At 41.2% G+C, this 26,872-nt stretch carries 27 protein-coding genes and 1 tRNA gene; 15 read left to right on the forward strand and 13 right to left on the reverse strand.

What is annotated here, in order from left to right:
- Positions 1-113: 113 nt before the first annotated feature.
- From H0W62_14710 to H0W62_14730, 5 genes are all read right to left on the reverse strand, one after another.
- Positions 114-275, reverse strand: coding sequence for a hypothetical protein (locus H0W62_14710; protein MBA3649770.1), 162 nt, complete (start codon positions 273-275; stop codon positions 114-116).
- Positions 276-351: 76 nt separating this feature from the next.
- Positions 352-675 carry a type II toxin-antitoxin system PemK/MazF family toxin gene (locus tag H0W62_14715; GenBank protein ID MBA3649771.1) on the reverse strand — a complete coding sequence of 108 codons (324 nt, stop codon included), beginning with the start codon at positions 673-675 and terminating at the stop codon, positions 352-354.
- A 3-nt stretch (positions 676-678) separates the two neighbouring features.
- A complete protein-coding gene (locus H0W62_14720) occupies positions 679-888 on the reverse strand; it encodes a hypothetical protein (GenBank protein MBA3649772.1) in 210 nt (69 codons plus the stop codon).
- Positions 889-1,012: 124 nt separating this feature from the next.
- Positions 1,013-2,293, reverse strand: coding sequence for an MFS transporter (locus H0W62_14725; protein ID MBA3649773.1), 1,281 nt, complete (start codon positions 2,291-2,293; stop codon positions 1,013-1,015).
- A 248-nt stretch (positions 2,294-2,541) separates the two neighbouring features.
- Positions 2,542-2,889, reverse strand: a complete 348-nt coding sequence (locus H0W62_14730) for a 4Fe-4S dicluster domain-containing protein (GenBank protein MBA3649774.1) — start codon at positions 2,887-2,889, stop codon at positions 2,542-2,544.
- Positions 2,890-3,040: 151 nt separating this feature from the next.
- Between H0W62_14730 and H0W62_14735 the strand changes: the two genes are divergently transcribed.
- Positions 3,041-4,063: an acyl-CoA reductase gene (locus H0W62_14735; protein MBA3649775.1), complete on the forward strand. Its 1,023-nt coding sequence runs from the start codon at positions 3,041-3,043 to the stop codon at positions 4,061-4,063.
- Here the strand turns inward: H0W62_14735 and H0W62_14740 are convergent.
- Complete coding sequence (locus H0W62_14740) at positions 4,060-5,220, reverse strand: cysteine desulfurase (GenBank protein MBA3649776.1); 1,161 nt, start codon at positions 5,218-5,220, stop codon at positions 4,060-4,062. The two genes, H0W62_14735 and H0W62_14740, sit on opposite strands and share 4 nt — an antisense overlap.
- Before the next feature lie 76 nt (positions 5,221-5,296).
- On the reverse strand, positions 5,297-6,685 hold the full coding sequence (gene glmM / locus H0W62_14745) for a phosphoglucosamine mutase (GenBank protein ID MBA3649777.1): 1,389 nt from the start codon (positions 6,683-6,685) through the stop codon (positions 5,297-5,299).
- 138 nt (positions 6,686-6,823) lie between these two features.
- Here glmM and H0W62_14750 point away from each other — a divergent pair, with 138 nt between their 5' ends.
- From H0W62_14750 to rimO, 9 genes are all read left to right on the forward strand, one after another.
- A complete protein-coding gene (locus H0W62_14750) occupies positions 6,824-7,558 on the forward strand; it encodes a class I SAM-dependent methyltransferase (protein ID MBA3649778.1) in 735 nt (244 codons plus the stop codon).
- Between the two features lie 66 nt (positions 7,559-7,624).
- Positions 7,625-8,203, forward strand: coding sequence for a phosphatase PAP2 family protein (locus H0W62_14755; GenBank protein ID MBA3649779.1), 579 nt, complete (start codon positions 7,625-7,627; stop codon positions 8,201-8,203).
- Positions 8,200-8,898, forward strand: a complete 699-nt coding sequence (locus tag H0W62_14760; GenBank protein ID MBA3649780.1) for a ZIP family metal transporter — start codon at positions 8,200-8,202, stop codon at positions 8,896-8,898. Before H0W62_14755 ends, H0W62_14760 begins: the two co-directional genes overlap by 4 nt.
- 11 nt (positions 8,899-8,909) lie before the next feature.
- Positions 8,910-9,689: an enoyl-CoA hydratase/isomerase family protein gene (locus H0W62_14765; protein MBA3649781.1), complete on the forward strand. Its 780-nt coding sequence runs from the start codon at positions 8,910-8,912 to the stop codon at positions 9,687-9,689.
- A gap of 119 nt (positions 9,690-9,808) precedes the next feature.
- Complete coding sequence (locus H0W62_14770; GenBank protein ID MBA3649782.1) at positions 9,809-10,036, forward strand: 50S ribosomal protein L28; 228 nt, start codon at positions 9,809-9,811, stop codon at positions 10,034-10,036.
- A 30-nt stretch (positions 10,037-10,066) separates the two neighbouring features.
- Complete coding sequence (rpmG, locus tag H0W62_14775) at positions 10,067-10,249, forward strand: 50S ribosomal protein L33 (GenBank protein MBA3649783.1); 183 nt, start codon at positions 10,067-10,069, stop codon at positions 10,247-10,249.
- Between the two features lie 8 nt (positions 10,250-10,257).
- Positions 10,258-10,449 carry a DUF4295 family protein gene (locus H0W62_14780; GenBank protein ID MBA3649784.1) on the forward strand — a complete coding sequence of 64 codons (192 nt, stop codon included), beginning with the start codon at positions 10,258-10,260 and terminating at the stop codon, positions 10,447-10,449.
- A 151-nt stretch (positions 10,450-10,600) separates the two neighbouring features.
- Positions 10,601-11,557, forward strand: coding sequence for a signal recognition particle-docking protein FtsY (gene ftsY / locus H0W62_14785; GenBank protein MBA3649785.1), 957 nt, complete (start codon positions 10,601-10,603; stop codon positions 11,555-11,557).
- A 1-nt stretch (position 11,558) separates the two neighbouring features.
- Entirely contained in the window at positions 11,559-12,899 is a 1,341-nt protein-coding gene (gene rimO / locus H0W62_14790) for a 30S ribosomal protein S12 methylthiotransferase RimO (GenBank protein MBA3649786.1), read from the forward strand.
- Positions 12,900-12,942: 43 nt separating this feature from the next.
- Here the strand turns inward: rimO and atpG are convergent, their stop codons facing one another.
- The 6 genes from atpG to atpB form a co-directional block, all read right to left on the reverse strand.
- The gene (gene atpG / locus H0W62_14795; protein MBA3649787.1) at positions 12,943-13,815 is read right to left on the reverse strand and encodes an ATP synthase F1 subunit gamma; all 873 of its coding nucleotides are present in this window, start codon (positions 13,813-13,815) and stop codon (positions 12,943-12,945) included.
- A gap of 30 nt (positions 13,816-13,845) precedes the next feature.
- Positions 13,846-15,429: a F0F1 ATP synthase subunit alpha gene (locus H0W62_14800; protein MBA3649788.1), complete on the reverse strand. Its 1,584-nt coding sequence runs from the start codon at positions 15,427-15,429 to the stop codon at positions 13,846-13,848.
- 40 nt (positions 15,430-15,469) lie between these two features.
- Positions 15,470-16,033 (reverse strand): ATP synthase F1 subunit delta, encoded by a 564-nt coding sequence (gene atpH / locus H0W62_14805; protein ID MBA3649789.1) that lies wholly within the window; start codon positions 16,031-16,033, stop codon positions 15,470-15,472.
- A 5-nt stretch (positions 16,034-16,038) separates the two neighbouring features.
- The gene (atpF, locus tag H0W62_14810; GenBank protein MBA3649790.1) at positions 16,039-16,533 is read right to left on the reverse strand and encodes a F0F1 ATP synthase subunit B; all 495 of its coding nucleotides are present in this window, start codon (positions 16,531-16,533) and stop codon (positions 16,039-16,041) included.
- Between the two features lie 121 nt (positions 16,534-16,654).
- Positions 16,655-16,909, reverse strand: a complete 255-nt coding sequence (atpE, locus tag H0W62_14815; protein MBA3649791.1) for an ATP synthase F0 subunit C — start codon at positions 16,907-16,909, stop codon at positions 16,655-16,657.
- Positions 16,910-16,944: 35 nt separating this feature from the next.
- On the reverse strand, positions 16,945-18,030 hold the full coding sequence (gene atpB, locus H0W62_14820; protein ID MBA3649792.1) for a F0F1 ATP synthase subunit A: 1,086 nt from the start codon (positions 18,028-18,030) through the stop codon (positions 16,945-16,947).
- A gap of 255 nt (positions 18,031-18,285) precedes the next feature.
- Between atpB and H0W62_14825 the strand changes: the two genes are divergently transcribed.
- From H0W62_14825 to H0W62_14845, 5 genes are all read left to right on the forward strand, one after another.
- On the forward strand, positions 18,286-19,500 hold the full coding sequence (locus tag H0W62_14825; GenBank protein MBA3649793.1) for a hypothetical protein: 1,215 nt from the start codon (positions 18,286-18,288) through the stop codon (positions 19,498-19,500).
- 180 nt (positions 19,501-19,680) lie between these two features.
- A complete protein-coding gene (locus tag H0W62_14830; protein ID MBA3649794.1) occupies positions 19,681-21,996 on the forward strand; it encodes a UvrD-helicase domain-containing protein in 2,316 nt (771 codons plus the stop codon).
- Between the two features lie 247 nt (positions 21,997-22,243).
- Positions 22,244-24,724, forward strand: coding sequence for a T9SS type A sorting domain-containing protein (locus H0W62_14835; protein MBA3649795.1), 2,481 nt, complete (start codon positions 22,244-22,246; stop codon positions 24,722-24,724).
- Positions 24,725-24,853: 129 nt separating this feature from the next.
- Positions 24,854-24,926: transfer RNA gene (locus H0W62_14840), tRNA-Lys, on the forward strand.
- 415 nt (positions 24,927-25,341) lie between these two features.
- Positions 25,342-26,679 (forward strand): transposase, encoded by a 1,338-nt coding sequence (locus H0W62_14845; GenBank protein MBA3649796.1) that lies wholly within the window; start codon positions 25,342-25,344, stop codon positions 26,677-26,679.
- Positions 26,680-26,872: the final 193 nt, after the last annotated feature.

The raw sequence follows: 26,872 nt of genomic DNA on the forward strand, positions 1-26,872 counted from the left end.
GCGTACTCAATGCAGTCAAAAACAAATTACTGGCGCGCGTTCTTGCTGTGGTTAAACGCGGAGAACCTTATGAAAAAAATTACTCATTAAAATGTTTGGCCGTGTCATAGAAATCAACGGCAAAATGGAAAATCTTGCTCAAGCACGGAAGAGAATTCTTCTAGCTCAAGTGTTTTCATATTGCTTTCTTCTTCAAATCCTTGTTTCTTGCTTGAGACGAATGCTGCGATTAAAAATCCATCATCAACAGAACCTTCTTTGTAAATGACTACCACAAATTTATCATTTGGTTTCCTTTTTCAAATGAATTTTCTCTGCAGCCCGCACGTTATAAACTTTATTTCATTTCAACTAATGATTGAACTGCAGACAACACTCTCGCGAAAAACTCTTTCGTGACTGTTGCAAATTTTCGGCAACAATTTTTTCATCAATTGTGGCAAGCCGATGACACCGAACAAAACTTTGCCTGGGCAACACTACGTCAATATCAGTTGAAGTGATTTCAAGATTTACGCCATCAGATTTGTGTTGACTCGTTATCATTACAATAATGAGGTCGCAGGTATTTGAAACTGAATCATTGCTGATTACTAAGGCCGGCCTCGGTTTAGAATTGGTAAGGTCCGTGAAAGGGAAGGGCACAGAAATAACATCGCCCTGTTGGTATTTCATTCATTACTGCTTCTTGAGGAATTCATTCCATACATCATCTTCCTTATTGTTCCAATCCTTCGCGAAAGAAGTTTCGGCAAGAATTGCATTCAGGCTTTTTTCATTTACATCGTTGTCGTCAAATAATCGGGCATCAACACCTAATTCCTGAGCAAGTTTATACAGCAAATCAATTCTTGAAGTTTTTTCGGTTTGAAGAACGAGCATTTTCATTTTGAAAGATTCTTACGCTAAGTTAATTTGTTTCCGTCATTGATAGAGTAAGTACTGTTGTAGCGTCATGGCTAACAATTGAAATGCATTACTGAAAACGTTTATTAAGTCAGAATGAGACTGATCAAACGTCACCCGATAGCTGCGCCTGAATTTGCCTCAAATTTAGTCTTCGCAGTACAGGCGCCCACCAGGCGGTAAAGACCACAATGCCAATGGTCATTACGCCGCCGAATATAACCGAGGGAATAAGGCCAAGCAGCCTTGCCGCAGTCCCTGATTCAAAGGCACCTATTTCGTTGGAGGAGCCTATAAATATATTGTTCACTGCAGATACCCTTCCCCGCATATGGTCGGGTGTCGTAAGCTGCAGGATGGTAGACCGCACGATCACGCTGATGTTATCAAACGCGCCCGTTAAAAGCAGCAGAAAAAGCGACAGGTAAAAATTGGTGGAGAGCGCAAACAGGATGGTGCAAACGCCAAAGCCGGTAATGCAAAGCATCAGGTTAGTTCCGGCATGCTTCATTGGCGGGCGGTGCGCAGCAAATAATCCTATTATCACTGAGCCGGCAAAGGGTGCCGCACGAAGCGCGCCGAGACCTTCCGGGCCTACTTTCAGAATATCAGCAGCAAACACAGGCAGCATGGCAACTGCGCCACCAAAGAGCACAGCAAAGAGATCGAGTGACAAGGCTCCGAGAACCACCTGGTTGTTGAAAACGAACCTAATGCCTGCGGTAAGCCTCGCATAAAGCGTCTCGCTTGCATCGTAAGGCGGCAATGGCACGGAGGGAATGAGCAGAAAACAGGTAAATGAAAAAATGAGAAAGAGGCACACTGCGCCATACGCTACCGTAATGCCTGCGAAGCCATAGATCAGGCCGCCAATGGCAGGCCCGGCGACCGATGCAAACTGCCAGACATTGGAGTTCCACGTAATGCCGCTTGCGTATTTGTCTTTTGAAATGATCTGTGCAAAAAACGCAGTGATGGCGGGAGTAAGAAACCCCCGGGTAATTCCAATAAGAAAGATAACTGCAAAAATCGGTGCTGTATTAAACCGGCTGAGCAGGCCGTCAGCATTCAATGAAAACAGGAATAAGCTTCCCGAGCACAGCATCAGGAGAAGCATAAAAGAGGTGATCACTTTTTTCCGCGGGATAATATCTGCTACATGACCTGCAAAGAGCGAAGTAATGATAAAGGGAATGGCTTCTGCAAGGCCAATTAAACCTAATGAAAAGGCATCGTGTGTGAAAGAATAAATTTGCCAGCCCACGATAACCGCCTGCATCTGAATTGCAACAGTCATGCACATGCGTGCAAGCAGGTAGAGGCGGAAATTACGGAGCTTAAGGACAGCATAGGGTTGATGGGAATCAATAGCAGCGGCGCCGGACATTCAGGCGGTAAAAGTAATGAGTATCCTTTAAAATTCAGAGCAGATACAGATTGGTAATCAATCGTGCTGTGAAGGATCGGTTTCGTATCGTCATACTGAATTTAATTCAGCATCTTTTTAATTCCTACTCTATCCTAAAATCAATTTAGCTCTGCCGGCAAATGGCTACTGACAATACAGACCCTGCAACAAGTCCAGGGTGACGGCTTGAAAATGAGTTCAGGGTGACGCCTATAAAATCAGGAAACTCAGATGTGCATTTTCCCTTTTTTCTCCAGCAGCTGCTCCTGCGTCTCAACGTGTTCGGGATCGGGTACACAGCAATCCACCGGGCACACTGCCGCACATTGCGGTTCTTCATGAAACCCGACACACTCAGTGCATTTACTCGGGACGATATAATAGATATCTTCGGCAATAGGAGGGAAACGCTGGTTTGCATCCACTGTATTACCATCAATTAAGGTAACCGGTCCTTTAATAGTTGTTCCATCGGCGACTGCCCATTCAGCACCACCCTCATAAATTGCATTGTTCGGGCATTCCGGCTCGCAAGCTCCGCAGTTGATGCATTCTTCCGTTATATGTATAGCCATGTAATTAGTATGTTAATTTGCAACCGTTCAAAAATAGAACAAAAACCAATTTTGCCCGCCTTAATAATAAACTTAACACTTTTTCAAACTAAAAGATCACGGCAGGTCAATATAGAATAAGATTTACCTCGTAAATAGGTGGAAGGTTAAAATGAATTTAGAAAAAAGGATAGATACACTTGACCAATTGCATGATGTCTTATCTCCTGAAAATCCGGAGATAAAAGTTATTACAGAAAAAGCCTATGAGCAAAATCCGTGGTTCACTCCAGGAAATATTTTTATTGCGCTGAAAAACATCCGGGAAAAATTTCTACAAAAAGAAAAATTGGAAAGGTGGCTGGCTTCGTATTCTATTCCGGAAAATATTACAGCGAAAGCGGTTGGCATCATCATGGCCGGGAACCTTCCGCTGGTTGGCTTTCATGATTTTCTCTGCGTCCTGTTGTCCGGCCATCGACCCTTTATAAAATTATCCTCAAAGGACAATGTGCTTTTTGCATTTGTGCTTGAAAAATTATTTCAGATTGATAAAGAGCTTCCGGAATGGATTATCGTTTCTGAAAGGCTGAATGGAATGGATGCAATGATTGCAACCGGGTCCAATAACTCATCACGGTATTTCGAATATTATTTTGGAAAATATCCTCACATCATCCGGAAAAACAGGACGTCAGTGGCCGTACTTACGGGTAAGGAATCTAAAGAAGACCTGGAAAAACTCGGGAATGATATTTTTTCATTCTTTGGATTGGGATGCAGAAATGTTTCAAAGCTGTACGCGCCCGAAAATTACCGGTTTGATTTTTTCTTTGAAGCCATCGAACCGTTCCGGCAGGTTGCCGGTCATACTAAATACTTTAACAACTATGAATATAACCGGACGCTGCTGCTGATGAATAATATTCCACACCTCACCAATGATTTTTTATTATTGCGGGAAGAAAAGCGCCTCATTTCTCCGGTAGCGGAAGTTTTCTATGAACATTACACCGGCAGGAATGATCTCGATGAAAAACTTTCACTTCAAAAAGAAAATATTCAATGCATTATTGGAGAAAACTATGTTCCTTTTGGAGCAGCTCAATCGCCTGAACTATGGGATTATGCAGATAACGTGGATACCATGAAATTCTTAACCTCTCTCGGGGAAAAGCATTCAAAATTAGATTAAGATACGGCTACCGGTTCCAGCGCCAATTCATTTAATTTTTCCACCACAAAATCGACCTCTTCTTTCGTATTGTATTTTGAAAAAGAAAACCGTATAGCTACCCGGTTGGGATCGGAATGGATGGCTTCCAGAACATGAGAATTTTTGTTGCTGCCGGAAGAGCAGGCGCTGCCACTGGAGGCACAAATTCCTGCCATATCTAAATTAAAAAGTAACATTTGTGATTTAGGGTTCATGGGAAAAGAAACATTAAGCACCGTGTATAGACATCGGCCGTGAACATCACCGTTAAAGGATACATCAGGAATATTTGCTTTTAGCTTTTCCACCATATAATCACGCAGCCCGGAAATGTATTGTTTCGTGGTGTATAAATTTTCATATCCCAGTTCGAGCGCTTTTGCAAGGCCGACTATGCCATATACATTTTCTGTTCCCGCCCGCATGTTGCGCTCCTGGGCGCCTCCGAAAATCATGGGGGGAATCTTCACAGAATGGTGAATGTAAATAAAGCCTGATCCTTTAGGTCCATGGAATTTATGTGCTGCGCCGGAAATGAAATGCACATTGGTTTTCTTCAGGTCAAATGGAAAATGTGCCACTGTTTGCACCGTATCGCAATGAAAAATAGCCCCGTATCTTTTGCATATTTCTCCTACGTGGTCCATATCCATCATCGTCCCGATCTCGTTATTTGCATGCATTAATGTTACCAGGGTCTTTTCATTGATGCCCTGTAACAATTCTTCCAGATGCTGCAGATCCAATCTTCCCTTTTCATCTACATGAATATGATGCAGCTTTACCGCGCCTTCCTTTTCCAGAGCCTCTGTTGTATGCATAACGCAGTGGTGCTCGATAGGCGAAGTGATTATGTGCTTGAGGTGATACGCCTGTACCGCACACCGGATCGCCATATTGTTTGATTCGGTTCCTCCTGAAGTGAAGAAAATTTCCGAAGGTGTTGCATTTAAATACTTTGCAACGCTCTTGCGGGCTCTTTCGATAGCAGCACGGGTTTCTCTGCCATAAAAATGTATGGCGGATGGATTTCCAAAATGTGATTCCATATACGGAATCATGGTGTCAATTACCTCACGGTCTACAGGAGTAGTTGCGGCATTATCGAAATAAATGTGTTTGTTTTCCTGGGTCATGGTGCAAAATTACTTTTTTTGCTTATTTCTGGTTTGAAAGTAGATTGCAGCGTAGAGATTACAACAGACCTGTTTATCAGGATTTTTTTATCAAGGATTTAATATCAGTAAGTATCTTTTCGGCCAGCATTTCAGCAGCTGCTTTATTCTGGCTTTCAGTATAGATTCTTATGATAGGTTCCGTATTTGAAAGGCGAAGGTGAACCCAATCAGTTCCAAATTCAATACGTAATCCATCTTCCCTGTTTACCGGCTGACTTTTGTACTTTTCCTCTATTGCTGATAAAATCTTTCCAACATTCACATTAGGGGTAAGCTGTATTTTATTTTTTGAAATAGTATAATCGGGATAGGAAGCACGAAGCAGTGAGCATTTTTTTCCGGCTATAGCAAGGTGCGATAAGAAAAGTGCAATGCCTGCCAATGCATCGCGGCCATAGTGCAGTTGGGGATAAATAATTCCACCGTTTCCTTCCCCACCAATTATTGCATTTACTTCCTTCATCCTGTTTACTACGTTTACCTCGCCCACAGCAGAAGAAAAATAAAGGCCTCCGTTTTTTTCGGTTATATCCTTTAATGCACGCGTGGAAGAAAGGTTCGAAACCGTATTTCCCACTTTATGCCTGAGTACATAATCCGCCACCGCTACCAGGGTGTACTCTTCGCCGAACATGCTGCCATCTTCGCATACGAGTGCAAGGCGGTCTACATCCGGGTCAACAGCAATCCCTAAATCTGCTTCGTATTCTTTTACTGCCGTAGCAAGCTCTGTTAAATTTCCAGGGAGTGGTTCGGGGTTGTGGGCAAATATTCCGGTAGGCTCGCAATTTATTTCAATGATATCTTTTATGCCTAATGCTTTCAATAGCATAGGAACAGCAATCCCTCCGGTGGAATTAACTGCGTCTACTGCCACTTTAAAATGGGCAGATTTTATTTTTTCAGTATTCACCAGTTCAAGGGAGCATATTTTTTCGATGTGCGCTTCCAGTTGTTGATCGGATATCTTGTATGATCCAAGTAGCGTATATTCTGAGAACTGATAGGATGCACTATCCGCTAACTTCAAAATTTCGTTGCCTTCTTCAGCAGATATAAATTCGCCCCGATAATTTAAAAGCTTCAATGCATTCCAGTTTGCAGGGTTATGACTTGCAGTAATAATGATTCCCCCACCTGCGCCTTCCGCAGAAACAGCCATCTCCACAGTGGGCGTGGTTGTTAAACCAAGATCAATCACATGGATACCTACTGATTGGAGTATGCCGCTTACGATCTTTGAAATCATGTCCCCTGAAATACGCGCATCTCTTCCAATCACTACCTTAGGGATTCCCAATTTCTGTTTTACCCACCATCCGAATGCAGCAGTATATTTCAGGATATCCTCAGGAGTCAGGTTATCTCCTGCTTTACCTCCAATAGTTCCCCTTATGCCTGATATGGATGTGATTAAGCTCAAGTAAGTTAAGGAATAATCTGAAATCAATTTAACAAGTACAGATGGCAAAAATAGCCAATTTCATATTCGGTTTTTTGAAGTGATCATCTTCAATTTCAGTATTGAATCAATTACCTTTACGCGGTTCTACGCATATATATGAAGCAAAAAGAGTGGTTTGAAACCTGGTTCGATTCCCCGTATTATCACATTCTTTACCAGCAACATGATCATCAGGAAGCGGAGCGGATGATAGAGACTTTATTCAAATATCTTGAGCTACCGGCATCAGCAAAAATATTGGATGTTGCATGTGGAAGAGGGCGCCATTCCATCTACATGGCGGAAAAAGGATATACAGTAGCAGGTATAGATCTCTCCTGGAAAAATATTCAATATGCTCAAAGATATGAGCAGGACAACCTTTCCTTTTTTGTGCACGATATGCGCAAACCTTTTTATATAAATTACTTTGATGCAGTGCTAAATCTTTTTACCAGCTTTGGCTATTTCAGTTGCGAAAAGGATAACCTGAAAGCGATGCGGTCCATCAGTGACTCTCTGCAAAAGAAGGGCCGGGTAATCATTGACTTTTTTAATGCAAAGACCATTGCAAACAAGCTTCCTTACAGCGGCCAGATTTCACATGATGGAATAATGTTTTATATAGTGAAAGCGATGGAAGACGGGACCATCAGAAAAAAAATTTACTTTCAGGACCTTGGTAAAGAATATGAATTCGAGGAACGTGTACAGGCTTTACAATTAGCAGACTTTGCAAAATATTTTGCAAACAGCGGCTTAGTTGTTAAAGATGTGTTTGGTGATTACCAGTTAAACTCCTTTGATGAAAGCCTTTCCGAACGCCTGATCATTATTGGAGAAAAAATATAACTACTATCAAAAATGCTGGATTCCTTTCTTAGATAAAGTTTAAAAGACATTTAGCTAACCTGCCGCTTGACCCCTCTTACTCAGATTGACCGTGATATTTTTTTTTTCATTAACCAGGATATCCATACTTCTTTTCTGGATACCATCCTGGTTCCGCTTCGGAATCAGAATTTCTGGATCCCTGTTTACGTATTGCTTGCTGCTTATTTTGTATGGCGCTTTAAAAAGAACTGCTGGATCATCTTTGCATTTGCCGGTCTCACATTTTTAATGACTGATCAGATCAGCAGCGACTTTATTAAGCCATGGGTTCACCGGGTAAGGCCTTGCCATGATCCTGTTATGGAAGCGAAGGTTCGTACCCTGGTTGGCTGCGGATCGGGTTTCAGCTTTCCATCGTCACACGCTACCAATCACTTTGGCTTGTCCCTGTTTCTTATAATGGTATTACGAAAACGCATTCGTTGGACTACTCCGGTGTTGATCTTCTGGGCAGCAATTATTTCTTTTGCACAGGTATATGTAGGCCTTCATTATCCTTCGGACGTTTTTGGAGGTATGTTGATCGGAGGATTGATAGGTTTCACAACAGGAAAGATCTGTGAACGGCTGCTTGAAAAGAAAATGAAACCTGTTTCGCAATGAAAACGTGGGAATTACTTCTTTTAACCGGAGCACCGATATCTGGTGGCATTATTGCGTTTTTCTTAAAAACCAAAAACAAAAATGATTACAAGCTGGTGCTTAGCTTCAGTGGTGCCTTTCTTTTCAGCATAACCGTAATCCATCTTTTTCCATTAATTTTTAAGAATGGCGAATCAGCAGGGTTGTATGTTCTGCTTGGGTTTTTTATACAGATTTTTTTAGAGCAATTGACGCATGGAATTGAACATGGGCATTTTCATGAGCATAGTGAAAATAATTCCTATATCCTGGCCGTGCTTACCGGATTAACCCTTCATTCCTTCCTGGATGGAATTCCGCTTGCAAACGCCGGAATGTTGCAGTCAAGCCATACCTCGTTATTATATGGAATATCGCTTCACAAAATTCCGGAGGGATTTGCGCTTACATCTATATTGCTGTTTTCATTTTTGAAAAAGCCTCAAATCCTAATCATCCTTTTCTTATTTTCATTAGCTGCGCCATCCGCAGTGTTGATCGCCGATCATTTTATCAACAGCCGGTTTTTCTTTGTATTGATTGCTATGGCTTCAGGCTCGCTCCTGCATGTTTCCACAACCATTCTTTTCGAATCTGAATCGGGAAGTCATTTCTTCGGATGGAAAAAAATTACGGCCATAATCCTTGGTGTTGGATTGTCATTACTAACAGCTTAAACATACATACAATGAATTACGATTTTATTATACTGAATCCACAGGTAGAACAGTTTGTCGCCCTGATTCAATTAAATCGCCCCAGGGAATTGAATGCCCTTAACCGCCAGCTGATGACGGAGTTAAAAGATGCCTTGCAAACACTGGATGACGATGAGAACATTAGAGCGATCGTAATTACAGGAAATGAAAAAGCTTTTGCGGCAGGTGCAGATATAAAACAGATGGCCGACGCTTCTTCCATAGACATGCTGAACCTGGATCAGTTTAGCACGTGGGATGCAATAAAAAAAATAAAGAAACCATTGATTGCTGCTGTTTCCGGATTTGTCTTAGGGGGCGGTTGCGAATTAGCGATGCATTGTGACCTGATTATTGCTTCGGAAACTGCAAAGTTTGGGCAGCCGGAAATCAAGCTTGGTGTGATGCCCGGAGCCGGAGGCACACAGCGCCTTACACGAGCTGTGGGGAAAGCACTGGCTATGGAGATGGTTTTAACAGGCCGATCGCTTTCCGCAGAAGAGGTAATGGCAGCAGGCTTGATCAATAGGATTGTTCCTGTGGAATTATACCTGTGCGAGGCAATAAAGCTTGCTCAGCAAATTGCTGCAAATTCTCCTGTTGCCTTAAAGCTGGCAAAGGAAGCGGTACTGCAATCCTTTAATAATTCTCTTGATGAAGGGTTATTAATGGAGCGAAAAAATTTTTATCTCTGCTTTTCTTCTGATGATCAAAAAGAAGGAATGAAAGCATTTATGGAAAAGCGACCGCCGGTTTTTTCAGGGAAATAATCGTTATGGCAGGTGGTTTTTAGAACCTTAGGTAACTATTGAAAGAAGTTAAGTAAGGTCTTTTTTCTTCTTGCATTACAGGAAAGTATTTATCTTTGCCATCCTTTTAATTTAAAAATATGTCCAAAGTTTGTCAGATTACAGGAAAAAGATCCATGTCAGGACATAAGGTGTCGCATTCCAACATCAAAACCAACCGACGCTTTATGCCTAATTTACAGAAGAAGCGTTTTTATATCTCTGAGGAGGACAAATGGATTGAATTGAAAGTCTCTACCAGTGCATTGCGCACCATAAATAAAAAAGGCATTTCTGCGGTGTTAAAAGGGATGAGAGAAAAGGGTTAAATGCTTTCCGTATAAATTAAAGACTAAAAGATGGCAAAAAAAGAAAACAGGGTTCAGGTAATTTTAGAATGTACCGAGCATAAAACGAGCGGCCAGCCGGGTACTTCCAGGTATATTACCACTAAGAATAAAAAAAATACTCCGAATCGTATCGAATTGAAAAAATTCAATCCAATCTTAAAGAAATATACCGTTCATAAAGAAATTAAATAAATTATATTATGGCGAAAGACGCTGGTAAGACATCAAAAAATGCAAAAACCCAAAAAGATGCCGCACAATCGGCTGCCTCAAAGGCTTTTGTCCGCGTGATTGTTTCGGAACGCTCCGAAAAAACAGGAGCGTATGTATATAAAGAAAGAATTGTGCACAAGGATAAGGTGAAAGAATTTATTGCCGGTTCAGGTCAATAAGGTCTGCACAGGAAAAATATAAAGCTTCTCTCTGTTGGGGGAAGCTTTTTTCGCTTGTATATATCCACAGGTTATTAGATTGAAATAGTTACAGGTTTTAATATTGGTTCCATAATCACCCTGAATATTCACCATCCTCTACAGTTAATTCATGGCATTTTTTAATTTTTTTTCGAAAGAAAAAAAGGAAGACCTGGACAAAGGCTTGGAAAAAACCAAGGAGAATTTCTTTTCCAAAATTGCAAAAGCCGTTGCAGGAAAATCTACTGTAGATGATGAAGCCCTGGATGAAATTGAAGATGCCCTTATTGCCTCTGATGTTGGCGCTGAAACCACTATAAAAATAATAAAGCGCCTGGAGGATCGGGTAGCCAGGGATAAATATCTGAATACGGCTGACCTTAACAGGATATTAAAAGAAGAGATTGTACAATTGCTTTCCGAAAGCAGCAGTGAAGAACCCGAAGACTTTTTCCTTCCTCCGCGAAATCAGTCTTATGTTATTATGGTGGTGGGTGTAAATGGTGTTGGAAAAACTACAACTATTGGAAAGCTGGCTTATCAATTTAAACAACAGGGTAAAACGGTATTGCTTGGTGCAGCTGATACTTTCAGAGCAGCAGCGGTGGACCAGCTAACGGTCTGGAGTGAGCGCGCCGGCGTTCCTATAGTAAAGCAACCACAGGGCGCAGATCCGGCTGCAGTAGCGTTTGACACTTTGCAATCCGGTGTTTTAAAAAATATGGACGTTATTATTGTCGATACCGCAGGCCGGCTTCATAACAAAATTAACCTGATGAATGAATTGGGTAAAATCAAGCGCGTGATGCAAAAGGTAATGGCGGATGCACCTCATGAAGTGTTGCTGGTGCTTGATGCCTCCACTGGACAAAATGCCATAGAGCAGGCTAAACAGTTTATTGCAGTAACAGACGTAACTGCCATTGCCTTAACCAAGCTCGATGGAACCGCGAAAGGCGGTGTAGTGATCGGTATAGCAGATCAGTTTAAGATCCCGGTTAAGTATCTTGGTGTAGGTGAAAAAATAAATCAGCTTCAAATATTTAATAAGAAAGAATTTGTTGATTCCCTGTTCCAGGGAAAATAATATGCATACGCGATTTTTCCATAAACCAAAAGTCAATGTAATTACGCTCGGCTGTTCCAAGAATATGGTGGACTCAGAAATTTTAATGGGACAGCTAAGAGCAAATGACTATCTGGTAACTCACGAAAAAGAAAAAGGGAAAAGCGAAATTGTAATCATCAATACATGCGGGTTTATAGACAGGGCAAAGGAGGAATCTATAAACACTATTTTGGAATATGCTGATGTAAAACGGAAAAAAGGCATCGATAAGCTTTACGTTACCGGATGTTTAAGTGAGCGATACAGATCTGACCTTCAGAAGGAGATTCCTGAGGTAGATGCCTGGTTTGGGACTATGGAATTGCCTTCGTTATTGCACCATCTGAAAGCCGACTACAAGCACGAACTGATAGGAGAGCGCTATTTGTTAACACCGCAGCACTATGCTTACTTAAAAATTTCGGAAGGATGCAATAGAACCTGTTCCTTTTGTGCCATACCGTTAATGCGGGGCAGGCACATATCAAAGCCGATGGAGGAAATTGTGGCAGAAGCCAAAGGATTACTTCGTAACGGAGTAAAAGAAATTATCCTTATTGCCCAGGAACTTACCTATTATGGATTGGATCTCTATAAAAAACGAAAGCTGGCGGAGCTGCTTAACCAGTTATCTGAAATAAATGATTTGGCCTGGATACGCCTTCATTATGCTTATCCCGGTAAATTTCCCTATGAAATTTTAGAGGTGGTTCGGGAGAAACAAAATATTTGTAATTACCTGGATATTCCGCTGCAGCATATAAGCGACAATATATTGATGAAGATGCGCAGGCAGATCTCAAAAAAAGAAATTTATGATCTTATTAATCTGATCCGGAAGCAGGTGCCAGGCATTGCATTAAGAACCACTTTTTTGGTTGGTTTTCCGGGTGAAACGGATCAGGATTTTGAGGAGCTAAAAAAATTTATAGAAGAAATTAAATTTGACCGCGTTGGCGTTTTTATTTATTCACATGAAGAAGGAACTTCAGGCTTTGAATTAGAAGATGATGTTCCGGAAAAATTAAAACAACAACGTGCATCTGAACTTATGGAATTACAGTCAGCCATATCTTATGGTCTAAACCAGCAGAAGATAGGAAGCACCTATAAGGTTTTAATTGACCGTAAAGAAGGAGACCATTTTTTTGGGCGCACCGAGCATGATTCTCCTGAAGTTGATAATGAAGTGGTAATAGATGCAAAAAATAATTTTTTGCGGATCGGAGATTTTGCTGACATCAAAATCAATCATGCTGAGGAATTCGATCTCTTTGGAGAACCTGTCAGGAGTCAGTCGTCAGCTATCCGCAATCCGTAAATCCATAACCCTGCTCACGGTAAAAGGATCATGTAACATTACGTTACTGGTCGGTTAAGGCTGCTGCACCTCCAACAATTTCTGTTAACTCTGTAGTTATAGCAGCCTGCCTTGCACGGTTGTATTTAATGGAAAGGTCCTTCAGTAGCTCATTGGCATTTTCAGAGGCTTTATCCATGGCTGTCATGCGGGCGCCATGCTCCGAGGCAATTGTATCGAGTATTATTTTATAGAACTGTGTCTTCAAAATTTTTGGTACCAGCTCATTAACAAGTGTCTCCTGCTCCGGTTCAAAAATGAAATTGATCCTGCTGGCATTTTTCCCTGAAGACTTAACAACCGGTAGAAAAGGTTCAACAGTAAAAATTTGTGTAGCAGCGTTTTTAAATTGTGAATAGATGATCTCTATTACATCAAACTCTTTATTGATATATGCGTCCATCATCCATTGAGCCATGTCGGCCGCCCGGTTAAAACCATGCTGCAGCATATCCGTATAATCGGCCTTCAGAGGAAGTGCGGACCTTTTAAAGAGGTCATGGCTTTTTTTTCCGATAGTCGCTATTGTCACCTTGCCCGACTTTTCCTGTACCTGGTAACGCGAAGAAATGGTTTGCTTTGCCAGCTTGATGATATTTGAATTGAATGCTCCTGCGAGACCTCTGTCAGAGGTTACTACTACAACCAGGATATTTTTTATTTCCCGTTGCTGAGCCAGCTCTATATTTACATCAGCCCCGGAGGCAATATTGCTCAGCATCTCATTCAGCTTGTTTGAATAAGGGCGTATCTGAGTGATGCGCTCGGTAGCTTTACGCAATTTAGCAGCGCTCACCATCTTCATTGCTTTCGTGATCTGCTGAGTGCTGGTCACGCTCTTAATACGGTTTCTGACTTCTTTTAACTGCCCGGGCATTTATGCGTTTAATTATATCCTAATGCTTAATTACTTACTCTTATATTTTCCTTCTGCATCTTTTGCAACCTTCCTTATAATTTCTACTGAGGCATCTGTCAGGTTACCTTTTCTCAAATCTTCAAGTACCTCCTTGTGATTAATTTCCAGCACATTCAAAAACTCCTCTTCAAATTCCTTCACTTTATTTACCGGTACATTTTGCAATAAGCCCTGTGTTCCTAGATAAATAATGGCAATCTGTTTTTCAACCGGGAACGGTGAATATTGTTTTTGCTTCAATATCTCAACGTTTCGGGCACCTTTATCCAGCACTGCCTTGGTAGCAGCATCCAGGTCAGATCCAAATTTTGAAAAGGCCTCTAATTCGCGGTATTGTGCCTGATCCAGCTTCAGGGTACCAGCCACCTTTTTCATAGATTTAATCTGGGCATTTCCTCCCACCCTCGAAACTGAAATACCTACATTAATGGCAGGCCTGATGCCGGAATTGAAGAGGTTGGATTCAAGGAATATCTGGCCGTCTGTGATGGAGATAACATTGGTAGGGATGTATGCAGAAACGTCACCCGCCTGTGTTTCAATAATCGGGAGTGCTGTCAGAGAGCCCCCGCCCTTTACTAAATGACGGATTGTTTCAGGCAGATCATTCATATCCTTTGCTATTTCATCGCTCTCAATAATTTTAGCAGCGCGCTCCAATAAACGGGAATGGAGGTAAAATATATCGCCGGGATATGCTTCGCGGCCCGGAGGTCTTCTGAGAAGTAATGAGACCTCACGGTAAGAAACAGCCTGCTTTGAAAGATCATCGTAAACGATCAGGGCAGGCCGGCCGCTGTCTCTGAAGAATTCGCCTATAGCACAACCTGCAAATGGTGCATAGAATTGCTGCGGGGCAGGATCGGAAGCACTGGCAGCTACGATAACAGAATATCTCATGGCACCTGTTTCCTCCAGTGTCTTGGCGACTTGTGCTACGGTAGAGGCTTTTTGTCCCACTGCAACATAAATGCAATAAACGGGCTGCCCTTTTTCAAAAAATTCCTTCTGGTTAATAATAGTATCTATAGCAATTGCTGACTTTCCTGTTTGCCGGTCTCCAATGATTAATTCCCGCTGACCTCTTCCGATCGGAATCATGGCATCAATAGCTTTGACACCCGTTTGTAAAGGCTCCTTTACCGGCTGGCGATAAATTACACCCGGTGCCTTGCGCTCAAGAGGCATTTCAAATAACTGGCCCCCTATAGGTCCTTTTCCGTCAATAGGGTTTCCTAAAGTATTGACTACGCGGCCCAACATTCCTTCGCCCACCTTTATGGAGGCAATCTGCCCTGTTCTTCGCACGGTGTCTCCCTCTTTTATATCTTCCCAGGTTCCCATCAATACCACCCCTACATTATCTTCCTCGAGGTTTAGCACAATAGCTTTTGTGCCATTCTCAAATTCTACCAATTCGCCGGCACGGGCGTTAAAGAGGCCGTAGACACGGGCAATACCATCACCTACCTGCAATACGGTTCCCACTTCTTCAAGTTCAGTTGCTGATTTAAAATTGGATAGCTGTTCTCTTAATATTGCAGATACTTCATCTGGTCTTACTTCTACCATGTTTTTTTCTTTATTGCATTAAATTGATTCACTCAAAAAGTTAATTGTACTTTCTCAGGTATGGGTTTTCAACGAACAAATCATCCATCTTCGAAAGCTGGTGGCGAATGCTTCCATCGATCATCTTATCTTCATATTTGAATATAAAGCCGCCAATAATATTTTCATCCACTTCTGTGTGAACTTCCAGGTTGGAAGATTCGGAACCTGATACAAACAGCTCGCGGAGCCTGTTTAGGGTTTCTGGCTCAAGCGGAATTGCAGTGGTAAAATATACAGGTGTTATCTTATTATACTTGTTATACGCTAAAATAAATTCTTCAATTACAGATGGCAGGTATTGCTCACGTTTTTTCTTAATCAGCAGTTTTAGAAAGGTCTGAAGTATAATATCCAGCTTTCCATCAAACAACTGGCTGAAAATCTTATTCTTGGTTTCTGTATTAACGATAGGGCTTTTCAGCAGTAAGCCAAATTCCTTAACTTCTTTAATTAGTGAGGCTACATACCGGACATCCTTGTTTACATTTTCAAGCTGATCTTTTTCAATGGCAAGGTCAATGAGCGATTTTGCATACCGGCTTGCTAAACGATATTCGGACATCGCAGTTAGTTTTGACGTGAACGATCAAGCATAGAATTGATATACTGTTCCTGGGAAGACTTGTCTTTCAGCTCCCTGCCTAATATCTTTTCAGAAAGCTGAATAACCATATTCCCCACCTGGTTTTTTAAATCGGTGAGCGCTTCCATTTTACGGTTGTCAATTTCATGAAGATTTTCCGCCATAATCCGCGAGGCTTCTTCTTTTGCTTTTTCTCTGGCTTCATTAATAATGCTTTCTTTTATATCTTTTGCTTCCTTCAGCATTTTATTGCGTTCCAGCTTTGCTTCCGCAAGCAATGCCTCATGCTCACTTTTCATAGAAGCCATATCCAGCTTTGTTCGCTCAGCGGTTTTTAAAGCATCATCAATGGTCTTCTCACGATCGTCCAATCCCCGAAGAATAGGCCCCCAGGCATACTTTTTCAGGATAAAAAATACTGACAGAAAAATTATTGCAGTCCAGAAAATTAACCCTATTGACGGAGCAAGAAGTTGCATAGAAGATCAGAGTATAGATAACGCGGTGAAACAAATGGTTAATAGAGAATCAGGATCGGTTATAAATCAGAACCTTGAACGGTGCCTGATTCTAACAAGATACGAAAGTGAGAGACCGGACCTATTTAAGAAATAGAACCAGCACACAAACTACCACACCAAAAAGTGCCACTCCCTCTACAAGGGCCGCCATAATAATCATATTAGAACGAATATCATTGATTGCTTCTGGCTGGCGTGCAATGGCCTGTACCGCATTTGCTCCTACAAGCCCTACTCCAATACCTGCACCTATAGCTGCAAGCCCTGCTCCTATGCCGGCACCCATTTGTGCGTATCCATCAAGAGCTAAAAACAGAATACTTAAAAACTGCATCATAATAATATTTTATTTTGGTTTAAAAATGATTTTTAATGTTGTTCTGCCGGTCCATGTCCATCAGCTACTGCTTCACTGATGAAAACAGCAGAGAGTATGGTGAAAACGTAGGCCTGCAATGCTGCTACTAAAAGTTCCAGGAAATAAATAAAAATAGCAAATGCCACACTGAAAACGGATGCTCCAAGACCCGCAGATATGCCAAATAATGCTGTAAAAATAAAGATGATCATAAGCAGGGAAAGCACCATGAAATGTCCGCCGATCATGTTTGCAAAAAGCCGGATCATCAACGCAATGGGTTTTATGAAAAGACTTAAAAATTCAATAGGTATCAGTATGAATTTGACGAAAGTGGGAACACCCTGCGGGGCAAAGATGTGAGACCAGTATGCTTTTTTTGATCCCAGTAAAATAAGTATAAACGTGAAAGCCGCAAGGGTCATAGTAACAGCAATATTGCCGGTTACATTGGCCGAGCCGGGAAATAAACCCAGCATATTATTGATCCAGATAAAAAAGAAAATAGTAAGCAGGTAAGGAAGATATTTGGCGCTTTTAGCACCAAGCAAAGGTTTTGCAACCTGGTCCCGAATAAAAATAACAATAACCTCAATAGCGGATTGCAGGCCGCGGGGAGCATTGGTAGTACCGTATCGTTTATAATTACGCCCTACCGAGAGCAATACCAGTAAAATCAATAATACTGCTATCAGCTCCTGCATTACATTTTTGGTAATCGAAAAATCGTAAAAAGACCTTCCATCGGTTCGGATAATGTTGTTTTCGCCCTCTAATGTGAAAGCCTTATAAGGAGAATGGTGCAAATTCTTAAAGGAAAAAATGTCCAGTCCGGCGCCCGGTGTATACAGTATAACCGGTAAACAAACGGAAGCATGGATTACATCGCCGTCGGAACCTTTGTAATCAAAAAAGTGCCATTCGTGGCTGTCGCTGATGTGATCAAGGATCACTTCACCCGGATCGAATCCCAGCGGATTTTCACCGGCTATCATTACCTTCTCAGTAGAAGATGCAGGTGCTTCAGCCATGGCTCTAAAAAGAGACATAATTAAAAACACTAAGAGCAACCCCGATTTTTGGACCAATTGAAACATGCTGAAAAAAGAAGGATGATTTAAAAAGGCGGGGCAAAGATAATTCAGGGACTTTGAAAAATGTAACTAATTCAAGAAAATTTGACAATTGTTACTTTCAGCCTACTTTATAAGTATAAAGATGAGTTTCCGGAAAATTAATATATAACCTTATCCATAAATTCTGTTGTTTGAAACATCAGGAATTCCAAATATATTTTTTGCACCTCCATTTATATTATTGTTAGTCTTTCTATATTAGTCAAAAATATCGCTATGAAATATTTCTATAATACGACGAAAGCCATTTGCATTCTTTCTACTACCATAATATTCACGTTACTGTTGAGCAGATCAAATGCGCAGACTCACTTTGTGCCAGGATATGTTCTTTTAAATTCAGGGGATACTTTAAAAGGATTTATCAATGATCAGCAATGGAAAATAAATCCAAAAAAAATTGAGTTTAAAAGATCGCAACAGGAAAAGGTAACCCTCTATTCTCCGCTTACCACTTCCTCTTTCAGGATTACAAATGGTGATTGGTATATTTCCTTCACCGGAATGATCGATAAATCGTCATGGTCAACAGCAAACCTGAGCTATAACGCTGCTCCTGATACGGCAAGGGATACACTTTTCCTTTCAGCAATCGTAGTAGGAAAAGCCAGTCTGCTTTATAGCTATGATAATCTGCAGCGGGATCATTTTTTTATTCAGAAAGACCATATTATAAAGGAACTGTACTACCATAAGTATCTCAACAATGATGGCGATAAAGCTGTTGTGAAGGCAAATCCCGTTTACAAGGGACAAATTATAGCAGCCTTTGCCGACTGTAAAGACATAGGTGCTTCTATTATGAGCATTCCGCTTGATTACAACAAAAAAGATTTAGAGAGAATTTTTCAACGGTATAACAAGTGTAAAAATTCAGGCACGGTATATACAAAACAAAAGGAAAAGTGGAAATTCGAACCTTCCGTAATAGCTGGTATTAACTATTCGTTCCTGTTTTTTAAAGGTATTAACATCTATTATAACGATGCGAAGTTTAATGATAAGCTGGGCTATGCTTTTGGCGCAGGTATTAACAGTGTTATTCCACGCAACCGGGGAAAATGGTCTATCTACACTGAACTTCTGGTTAAAAATTATAAGAGCACTGGCAGTGGTGGCAATCTGGTAGATAATTTAAATATGAATGCGGTCTACGGAAAAATAAACATCATGGGCAGATTGATGTCGCCTGATGGTAAAATTCGACCCATGGCAGAGCTGGGAATCAGCAATGGGTTTGCAATTAAAATGAATACAAATGTATTGCCTGAAACGCGGAAATATGAACAGGGTATAGTTGGAGGTATCGGGGGCAGAATGAATAAGATACAATTAGAAGGAAGGATGGAATTAACAAATGCTATGTCCCCATATTCAGCATTAAAAAGCTCCTTCACTAATTTATATGTTCTTGCCTCCTATGTATTTTAAGGCAGATAATGAAGCCTAAAAGGGCAAATGCTTCATTGATTATAGCATCAATTTTTTGTATTTGCCTTGTTAAAAAGTATATCTACCCCTGACACCACTATAGCAAGCTCTTATAACCAAATGTGCAAAAAAGAATACGTTTAAATCTAAGCCATTCTGCTAATGAGTTAACTTTGAAAAATGAATTATCTCGATGAATTAAATGAGGTACAGCGGCAGGCAGTAGAGGCAACAGAGGGCCCGATAATGATTGTAGCAGGGCCTGGTTCAGGCAAAACTAGGGTTCTTACTTATCGTATTGCTCATTTAATTCAACTTGGTGTAGATCCCTTCCGCATTCTTGCATTAACATTTACAAACAAAGCTGCCGCAGAAATGCGTGCTCGCGTCGGGAAAATTGTGGGAAATGAAGCCCGAAACTTATACATCGGTACTTTTCACTCGGTGTTTGCAAGGATCCTGAGGTACGAAGCTTTGAAGCTCGGGTATCCTTCAAACTTTACTATATATGATACGGATGATTCCAGAAGTCTTATAAAAACCATTATTAAGGAGCAGGCAATAAATGATTCGCTTTATAAGCCATCTATCGTTCATAACAGAATTTCATCAGCCAAGAATTCTTTAATAGGCGCGCAGGAATACAAGAATGATATTAACATCACGGCCGATGATCATGCTTCCGGAAGACCTAAAATTGGAATGCTGTATGAACTGTATGCAAAACGCTGTTTTATGGCAGGAGCTATGGATTTTGACGATCTGCTTTATAAAATGCACTACCTGCTTGCCAACTTTCCGGATGCTTTATACAAGTATCAGAACCGGTTTCGCTATATTATGATTGATGAGTTTCAGGATACCAATTTTGCACAGTATTCTATAGTGAAGAAACTCAGCGATGTGCATCAGAATATCTGTGTCGTTGGGGATGATGCACAGAGCATTTATTCTTTTCGGGGTGCTACCATAGCCAATATCCTGAACTTTGAAAAAGACTACCCGGAATTACAGGTATTTAAGCTGGAACAGAATTATCGGTCTACCAAGCATATCGTAAATGCCGCAAACAGGGTTATTGAAAACAACAAAGCGCAGATCACCAAAGAAATATGGACAGAGAACCATTCAGGCGAAAAGATAAAACTCATACGCTCGGCCAGTGATAATGATGAAGGAAAATTAGTAGTAGATGGGATTTTTGAAGAAAAGATGAGAAACCAGCGCATGAACCGCGACTTTGCTATTCTCTACCGCACTCATTCACAATCACGCGCTTTTGAGGAATCGCTTCGCAGATTGAACATTGCTTATGTAGTATATGGCGGAATATCCTTTTATCAGCGAAAGGAAATAAAGGATTTGCTTGCCTACCTGCGGCTTACCGTTAACCATTTTGATGAAGAATCATTAAAGCGGATTATAAATTATCCTGCCCGGGGAATAGGTCAAACTACTATTGAAAAAAGTTTGCTGGTTGCCAGTGACAAGGGGCTAAGGCTATGGGAAGTGCTGGAGCGGTTTGGTGAATTGCTGTATGGCAACCGTGCCTCAAATGCTATCGAAGACTTTGTATCCAAGATCAAAAGCTTTTCACTGATGTTAAAGACACATAATGCCTTCGATCTTGCCACTCATATTGCAAAATCTTCAGGGCTCCTTCAGGAATTGCATAATGATAAAACCATTGAAGGGTTAAACCGCTATGAAAATATCCAGGAACTGCTGAATGGCATAAAAGAATTCTCAGAAAGAATACCGTTTGAGGGAAAAGATCCGATAGAAGAAGAATGGGTAACGGTAGATGGAGAGATTCTGAATGAAAAAAAGGTCGATAAAAGCCTTGGTACTTATCTGCAGGAAATTACACTGCTGACAGATGCTGATAAAGATACGGATCAGACTGACCGAATAAAGCTAATGACCATACATTCCGCAAAAGGCCTGGAGTTTCCATGCGTATACGTGGTGGGTCTGGAGGAAAACCTTTTCCCTAACCAGATGTCCATGAGCAGCCGGGAAGAGCTGGAAGAAGAAAGGCGGCTATTTTATGTAGCTATAACAAGGGCAGAGCATAAGCTTACACTTTCATTTGCAACTACCAGGTACCGCTTTGGGAACCTGATCTACTCAGAACCAAGCCGGTTTATTGATGAGATAGATCCTGCAGTAATTGATAAGCAGTTTTCGCATCGTGAATTCAATGCATCTTCCCGTGAGGAAAAATTCAGTAAGGTTACTATACCTATTACACGAACTCCAAATTATATCCATAAGACCTCCGCTGATTTTATGGCTGATGATTATATAAAGATCCAGGTTGGTATGGAAGTAGAACACCAGCGGTTTGGCGTGGGTAAAGTTCTGCATCTTGAAGGCATTTCAAAGGATAAGCTGGCTACCATTTTTTTCAAGAACAATATTGGCCAAAAAAAAATTATGCTTAAGTATGCAAAACTTCGCATCGTAAAAAACAATATGATGCAGGAAGGATGAACTAATGATTTCTGCCTTTTTACAAGTAAATTAAATAGTAAGAAGGTTGTAATATAAATATTGCCGGAACCCCTGTATGGTCATAAATTTGCCACTCTAAAGAATTTTTATCCCTGTTTTTTTTTAATGCAGACTCATAATACATAATTAATAAATATGAGTTTACATTGAATCTTTTTTAATTAACAGGTGTTATAAAAAGTCTGAAAGTTTTACTCACCTTTTAAATCCATTCCAGATCATAATCATGAAACAATTTTCCTCCATTTTAACAGGAGTTGTGATAAGCTTGCTTCTTACTGCTTCCGCGTTACGGGCACAAAAAGTAACACACACTACTTTCGTGCTGAATGCGCCCACTATTGTAAACTTTGGCGAATTAGCTCAAAAGGAATCTTTAGATCCCCCCACTACCCAGGTGAATAAGGAAGAGGATGAAGAAAGGCAGCGGGGAATACCCTTAACGCACCCTGTTCCTGCAGATGCAACGGTTACAAACATTACGCTTCCGCAGATTTTAACCCGCACTCAATCACCGGCGCCGGCAACTTCCTTTAATGGCCTGGATGATAACAATACTACCATACCACCGGATATTGCCTGTGCTGCAGGACTTAATAATGTTATGCTGACTACAAACCAGCAGTACCGGAACCATAGTAAAAACGGCACAGTAACTAATACTTTAACAATCAATGGCTTTTGGACTTCCACCGGCGGACAAAGCGGAAGTTATTTTGATCCGCGCATCGCCTATGATCCATATAATAACCGCTGGATGATGGCAACCGGTGGCAATGTTTCTGGTGGTCATTCCGGTCTTTTCATAGCCGTTTCACAAACCAGTGATCCAAATGGCTTGTGGTATCAATATGCAATTGATGCCCAGGGCAGCACGGGGAACTGGCTCGACTTTCCAACATTAGGCTTTAACAAGGATTGGATTGTAATGACAGGCAATATGTTTAGTTCTTCAGGCTTCTTTCAAAACACGAAAATCTTTGTTTTAAACAAATCAACGTTATACAGCGGATCAATAGGTACCGTAAACTCTTATACGGATGGAGGAGGAATATTTTCTCTGCAGCCTGCCATTACCTACGACAATACTGTTGGAACGGAATATATGGTAGCCTCCTGGGCTCAAAATTCCGGTGGTAATGGATATGTGAGAACAGCTACTATTACAGGGTCTGTAAATTCACCTGTATACACATTAGGAAATACGATCGGTATTAATCAACCCTGGTCAAGTCCCAAGGATGCTCCACAATCAGGCACCAGTAATAAAATATATATGGGGGACGACCGCATTTCATCCAGCTCAGTCTATCGCAATGGCTATTTGTACTGTTCACAGCATGTAGGACAACCTTCCATTAATGCGACGAGAACATCCGTACAATGGTGGAAGATAAATCCTTCTAATAGTACCGTTTCTCAATTCGGGAGGATAGATGACCCTTCAGGAGTAAATTATTATGGATATTCAAATGTAACAGCAAACGCCAATGATGATGTTGTAGTAAGCTACTCTGCATTTTCTGCTTCCACCTTTCCCAGTTCTGCTTATTCTTACAGAACGGCTTCGGATCCTTTAAATACCACTGAAAGCCCTTATATCTATAAGGCCGGCCAGGCATCTTATTATAAAACTTTTGGCGGCCCTACTAACCGTTGGGGAGATTACAATGGAGTAACTGTGGATCCGGTGGATAATAGTTTTTGGGCATTAACGGAGTATGCAAGAACTCCGGCAAATACCTGGGGCGACTATTGGGCAAATGTGACTGCTTCTAATACAAGTTCTTGTGGAGTGCCTTCTAATTTGGGAACTTCAAATATAACCACTACTTCGGCCACTCTAACCTGGTCTTTGGCTCAGAATGCAGTAAGCTACAATCTTCAATACCGCGCGGTGGGAAGCCCAACCTGGCTTACAGCTTCTACCCCTTCCACCAGCATAAATATCTCTGGTCTTACTTCAAACACGCAATACGAATTCCAGGTGCAGTCTGATTGTGGTGGAGGAACTACAAGTCCATTTTCGTCTATAGCTAATTTTACTACTACGGCTCAGACATGCAGTGATATATATGAGCCCAATGATACCAAGGGTAAGGCAAAGGCCATTTCCGTGAACACCGATATTTTTGGTAATATAGGTTTTTCAGGCGATATTGACTGGTTCAGTTTTTCAAATACTGCTTCCTCGCCAAACATTTATATTACTCTTACGAATCAGACGCAGGATTATGATCTTCAATTGTACAGTCCTTCAGGCACTAAACTGAAAACCTCAAAAAATTGCTGTAATCTGGATGAAAGTATTACTTATAATACCAGTACCGTGGGTAAGTATAAGGTCAAGGTTTATCCTTATAGTTCTTTTGATGCATCCAATTGTTATCAGTTGCATGTTTCATTGAGCAGTACACCGTTTAAGTTGGAAGTACCGTCCTCTGTTGCTAATAGTAAAGCAATTAATGTATACCCTAATCCAAACAAAGGAAACATGACTATCGAATATTTTGGTAGCTCTGAGTCCGATGTTCAGCTTAAGATTTATGACTTGATGGGAAAGGTGGTTTACAATCAGATCAATCATGCTGTTAATGGAACCAACACTTATTCTGTAAATGCTGACAAATTATCGAGTGGTATTTACATGGTTGAAATTAATGCTGGAGGAGAATTTGAGCGTTCAAAAATTATGGTGCAGAAGTAAAATTTTTAAAATTATAGAAAAAACCAGTTCAATCCTTTGGACTGGTTTTTTTATTTATCTCTCCACATGAGCCATTGACTTAATCAGCTATTAATATTTTAATGATAGCTTAATTTTGCTAAAATTTCAGACTCCGTAGCTCAGTTGGTAGAGCAGCTGACTCTTAATCAGCGGGTCCAGAGTTCGAGTCTCTGCGGGGTCACCTAATAATTTATATTACATTAAATTCAGTAAAATTTAATGCATTTCTTTATTTGTGGGAAACATATGGAAAACTTCTATAAATATGATAATAATTTCAATCCACCATCGAACAGAATAGAAAACCACAAAGCATACTGACTCGGTGAGAATTTAAGAGGACGAAAATTGTGACCGTTTTTTTTATCCTTTGAAAGTAATTGAAAAAAACTGGCAGAATTTTTCGGCGTGGGCCTTTTGAAGGAGGCGATAGACTCAATTAACAAATTATCATCTTACCGTTTGATTATAAAAAGGGTCTACCTGAAAACACAAAACGTTTAGCTATCAAGGATTGCACAATGGGATGTGGAAAATGAAAAGCCCCAAAACGCAGATAAGCATGCAATTTTGGGGCAGATCAATTTGCACTTCAAATGTACAGCAATCTTTTATTTGAGCAAACTTTCTCTATTCAACAGCACGCCTTTTTCCACACTGATTTAGGAAAACTTCGACAGGCACTGCCCTTAAAACAATTAGCTGAGCAGATTGCTCCACCACGTAGTGAGCTGAGTGGAAGAGGCCGCAAGCCATGGCTGACGGTGGAAGGCGCACTGGCACTTGAAGTGCTTAAGCATCACCTGCGCCTCAGTGATCAGGCTCTCATCGAGCGTCTTAATACTGACTGGGCAATGCAAATGTTTTGTGGAATACAGTTACGCCAAAAACGCATCAGCGACCTGGATCTGCCCAGCCGCTGGCGTAGTTACATCGGTAAGCATCTGGACATTGACAAAAGTCAGCTAGCCTGCGTAAAGGCATGGAAGCAATACATGGAAAACACACATGCAGCATTAACGGATGCCACCGTGTATGAAAGCTACATTACTTATCCTGCTGATGCCAAGCTGATCTGGAACGGTTGTGCGCATGTCTATCAGATGTTGTGCACCGTACGCAAGGCACTTAAGCTTCGCCGCACCCGCAGCAATCACAACCGGCAACAGCAGCAGTATTACAACCTTGTAAAGCGAAAGAAAAAATCCCGCCGGCTGAGCCGTAAAACATGCCGCAGCTTGCTGAAGTATTTAGACCGGCTCATGGGTAACCTGAGCAAGTTGCTCGATATACAAAATCAGGTGACCTTGAGCAAAAGGCAACACCGTCGGTTGCAGGTGATAGAGAAAATGAAACGGCAGCAATGGCTGCTTCACTTCGGCAAACAAAGCCACGTCCCGCACCGCATTGTTTCATTACACAAACCCTACGTACGTCCCATTCTGCGGGGCAAGGAAGTAAAGCCTGTGGAGTTTGGCTGCAAGGTCAATAAGCTCCAGGTCGATGGCATCAGCTTTATCGAACACTATAGTTACGAAGCCTTCAACGAAGGCACCCGGCTGATCAGTACCATTCACCTGCAGCGGCGTTACTTCGGTAAGTGCAGCGCAATAGGAGCCGATGCGATCTACGCAACTAATAAAAACCGAACCTACTGCACCGACAAAAAAATTGCTACCTGCTTTATACCTAAAGGAAAACAAGGACCTGTGCAAGAACAGAAATCACAGATGCGAAGCTTGTTAGCCAAGGCACGCAGCACACAACTGGAAGGAAGTTTTGGAAATGAAAAAAATCACTATCTCCTCGATAAGATCAAGGCACGAACTCAAGACACAGAGATTGCCTGGATATTCTTCGGTATGCTCACCGCTAATGCCGCTGTGATCACTCATCGCATCGGGCGACAACAAAAAAGCATCCGCGCAGCCTGATCGTCGCTCCAAAACAAATCATCATCTGGTAACAAACTGTCACCGGACATACCCTATTTGCACTCCATCAAAAAAAGAAGCTGTATAAAACAATTACAACGATGATGATAGAATAAAAAAGAAAAAATGACACTCGAAGACAATAAAAATCTATTCCCATCCCTAAGGCAAAATCATTTTCAGGAACACCCTA

It is taken from the genome of Chitinophagales bacterium (assembly GCA_013816805.1).
Lineage (GTDB): Bacteria > Bacteroidota > Bacteroidia > Chitinophagales > UBA10324 > MGR-bin340.

Coding starts and splice junctions, on each gene's coding strand:
- H0W62_14825 (MBA3649793.1), top strand. CDS start 18,286: ATGAAATATTTCTATAATACGACGAAAGCCATTTGCATTCTTTCTACT.
- H0W62_14725 (MBA3649773.1), bottom strand. CDS start 2,293: ATGTCCGGCGCCGCTGCTATTGATTCCCATCAACCCTATGCTGTCCTT.
- H0W62_14720 (MBA3649772.1), bottom strand. CDS start 888: ATGAAAATGCTCGTTCTTCAAACCGAAAAAACTTCAAGAATTGATTTG.
- ftsY (MBA3649785.1), top strand. CDS start 10,601: ATGGCATTTTTTAATTTTTTTTCGAAAGAAAAAAAGGAAGACCTGGAC.
- H0W62_14780 (MBA3649784.1), top strand. CDS start 10,258: ATGGCGAAAGACGCTGGTAAGACATCAAAAAATGCAAAAACCCAAAAA.
- atpF (MBA3649790.1), bottom strand. CDS start 16,533: ATGCAACTTCTTGCTCCGTCAATAGGGTTAATTTTCTGGACTGCAATA.
- H0W62_14765 (MBA3649781.1), top strand. CDS start 8,910: ATGAATTACGATTTTATTATACTGAATCCACAGGTAGAACAGTTTGTC.
- atpB (MBA3649792.1), bottom strand. CDS start 18,030: ATGTTTCAATTGGTCCAAAAATCGGGGTTGCTCTTAGTGTTTTTAATT.
- H0W62_14830 (MBA3649794.1), top strand. CDS start 19,681: ATGAATTATCTCGATGAATTAAATGAGGTACAGCGGCAGGCAGTAGAG.
- H0W62_14715 (MBA3649771.1), bottom strand. CDS start 675: ATGAAATACCAACAGGGCGATGTTATTTCTGTGCCCTTCCCTTTCACG.
- H0W62_14735 (MBA3649775.1), top strand. CDS start 3,041: ATGAATTTAGAAAAAAGGATAGATACACTTGACCAATTGCATGATGTC.
- H0W62_14740 (MBA3649776.1), bottom strand. CDS start 5,220: ATGACCCAGGAAAACAAACACATTTATTTCGATAATGCCGCAACTACT.
- H0W62_14760 (MBA3649780.1), top strand. CDS start 8,200: ATGAAAACGTGGGAATTACTTCTTTTAACCGGAGCACCGATATCTGGT.
- atpG (MBA3649787.1), bottom strand. CDS start 13,815: ATGCCCGGGCAGTTAAAAGAAGTCAGAAACCGTATTAAGAGCGTGACC.
- rpmG (MBA3649783.1), top strand. CDS start 10,067: ATGGCAAAAAAAGAAAACAGGGTTCAGGTAATTTTAGAATGTACCGAG.
- H0W62_14730 (MBA3649774.1), bottom strand. CDS start 2,889: ATGGCTATACATATAACGGAAGAATGCATCAACTGCGGAGCTTGCGAG.
- H0W62_14845 (MBA3649796.1), top strand. CDS start 25,342: ATGTACAGCAATCTTTTATTTGAGCAAACTTTCTCTATTCAACAGCAC.
- atpE (MBA3649791.1), bottom strand. CDS start 16,909: ATGCAGTTTTTAAGTATTCTGTTTTTAGCTCTTGATGGATACGCACAA.
- rimO (MBA3649786.1), top strand. CDS start 11,559: ATGCATACGCGATTTTTCCATAAACCAAAAGTCAATGTAATTACGCTC.
- H0W62_14770 (MBA3649782.1), top strand. CDS start 9,809: ATGTCCAAAGTTTGTCAGATTACAGGAAAAAGATCCATGTCAGGACAT.
- H0W62_14800 (MBA3649788.1), bottom strand. CDS start 15,429: ATGGTAGAAGTAAGACCAGATGAAGTATCTGCAATATTAAGAGAACAG.
- atpH (MBA3649789.1), bottom strand. CDS start 16,033: ATGTCCGAATATCGTTTAGCAAGCCGGTATGCAAAATCGCTCATTGAC.
- H0W62_14750 (MBA3649778.1), top strand. CDS start 6,824: ATGAAGCAAAAAGAGTGGTTTGAAACCTGGTTCGATTCCCCGTATTAT.
- H0W62_14835 (MBA3649795.1), top strand. CDS start 22,244: ATGAAACAATTTTCCTCCATTTTAACAGGAGTTGTGATAAGCTTGCTT.